The sequence below is a fragment of the Bacillus sp. JJ1533 genome, from assembly GCF_036965045.1.
Lineage (GTDB): Bacteria > Bacillota > Bacilli > Bacillales > Bacillaceae_L > Ferdinandcohnia.
Genome location: NZ_JBALOV010000003.1, coordinates 1 through 1,130 on the forward strand (window position 1 = coordinate 1; position 1,130 = coordinate 1,130).

1 protein-coding gene and 1 pseudogene are annotated in these 1,130 nt (G+C 31.6%); one reads left to right on the top strand and one right to left on the bottom strand.

Features of this window, described 5'->3' with window-relative positions:
* Positions 1–224 precede the first annotated feature (224 nt).
* Entirely contained in the window at positions 225–812 is a 588-nt protein-coding gene (locus V7138_RS01085) for an HAD family hydrolase (RefSeq protein WP_335393449.1), read from the bottom strand.
* Positions 813–987: 175 nt separating this feature from the next.
* On the opposite strand from V7138_RS01085, the pseudogene V7138_RS25225 reads away from it, so the two are divergent.
* Positions 988–1,130, top strand: a pseudogene (locus tag V7138_RS25225) (integrase); the annotation flags it as partial.

Below are 1,130 nucleotides of genomic sequence, written 5' to 3' on the forward strand. Positions count from 1 at the left end.
AAGTAAATTAACAAATCAAGTCCTATTATTTTTCTTCTTTTTAAATATCGTTGGTACACAATTTATAAGATGGTACTAATCTGATTATCAAAATTGAAATGACTCACTTTAAGATAGAAGCTTCACTTGGCGCTTCTATTTTTTTGATTCTTTTTTACTTCGCAATATGGTTCTATTGGACATTATTGAGTCATTTTCTTTTTAAACTAAACTGCCCCTTTAGCTTAATAAGAATATAAAAGTTGAGTTACTTTGTTAGTCCATTCACCTTCTACATCAGCCAGCAAGGTACTCCAACCCAAATTCCTTGCTACTATTAGGTTTTTCTCTTGGTCGTCAACGAATAAAACATCCTGATTATTATCAAGATTTGAATTAACCGTTAAAAATATATCAACCTGGGGTTTACAATATCCCACATCGCCAGAAATAGTTATACTGCTTATGTAATCTTGCACAGGATCAATTATGTGTTTCACCCATTCTATACGGTGATTACTTAATAAATGTATTTTTGAATAATTACTCCATATTGGAATTTGGTCAAGTGTAGGCAGTGGTTTTATAGTCGTTATTAAGCTACTTTTGGCATATACTACATCGATTGTTGGGAATTTTTTTAATAATCTATCCCAAAATTCTTGTTCCTCAATATTCCCTGTCCATAATTCCTCACGAATGTCCTTTCTGAACTTAATGAGGTCATCATAAGTAGCATCAAATTTTGAAGATAGAACCTCCCAAAATATCGGTGAAAAATTAGTAGCAATTACCCCAGCTATATCTAAAATTAAATTAGGTTTTCCACTCATTCTCTTCATTCGCCTTTCCGAAAATATGCTTTATTATATGTTTCGTCACTATAAATTTGATTCCTGCTTCTTTCACTAAATGCTTCGATAGAGTCGAATTGTATCTTCCGTTTAAATTTCTAGAATCAGGTCAATAATTCCTTTAAAAATAGAAGTTTAAAGGGAGAGATGTATTTTGTTATTATCAAAAGCATGGGAAACGTATGAATCGGATAAGAGAATAGAGGGATTTTCACCACAAACTTTAAAAGCATATCAACTTCAGGTCAACCTACTAATTCGTCATTTTGGAGATATAGAAATTGCTTTACTTTCAAC